The following is a 713-nucleotide window of genomic DNA, read 5'->3' on the forward strand; positions in this document are numbered from 1 at the left end:
CTGGAGCAGCGCTCCGGGGAGCGGCTCGGACGTGAGGACGCGGACGCCGTGTCCCGGGGCGCCGACCCCGCATCCGCGGCGGAGAACTCGGAGGCCGCCAAGTGAACCCGGTCAACTACCTCTATCTCGCGGCCCTGCTGTTCGCGATCGGCGCCTCCGGGGTGCTGATCCGGCGGAACGTGATCGTGCTGTTCATGTGCATCGAGCTGATGCTCAACGCGTGCAACCTGGCGCTCGTCACCTTCTCCCGGATGCACGGAAACCTCGACGGGCAGATCGTCGCCTTCTTCGTGATGGTCGTCGCCGCCGCGGAAGTCGTCGTCGGGCTCGCGATCATCGTGTCGTTGTTCCGCTCCCGCCACTCGGCCTCGGTCGACGACGCCAGCCTGATGAAGCTGTAAGGGGACCGGAATCGTGGAGAACCTGATCGCGCTGCTCGTCGCGGCGCCCCTGCTCGGAGCGGTGGTCCTGCTCTGCGGCGGCCGTCGGCTGGACAAGACCGGGCACTGGCTCGGCACCGCGCTCGCCGCCGCCTCGTTCGTCGTCGGTGTCGTCCTCTTCACCGACATGCTGGGGAAGGGCGCCGAGGACCGGGCCCTGCACCAGCACCTGTTCAGCTGGATTCCGGTGGAGGGCTTCCAGGCCGACATCGCCTTCCAGCTCGACCAGCTGTCGATGACGTTCGTCCTGCTCATCACCGGTGTGGGAACGCT

General features: G+C 67.9%; 1 protein-coding gene and 1 pseudogene. Both read left to right on the forward strand.

The annotated features are described in order from the left end of the window. Positions 1-101: 101 nt before the first annotated feature. Entirely contained in the window at positions 102-401 is a 300-nt protein-coding gene (gene nuoK / locus RM812_RS42010; RefSeq protein WP_031127582.1) for an NADH-quinone oxidoreductase subunit NuoK, read from the forward strand. A gap of 13 nt (positions 402-414) precedes the next feature. Further along, positions 415-713 (forward strand): annotated as a pseudogene (locus RM812_RS42015) (NADH-quinone oxidoreductase subunit L); the annotation flags it as partial.

It is taken from the genome of Streptomyces lancefieldiae (assembly GCF_031845825.1).
GTDB classification, from domain to species: domain Bacteria; phylum Actinomycetota; class Actinomycetes; order Streptomycetales; family Streptomycetaceae; genus Streptomyces; species Streptomyces lancefieldiae.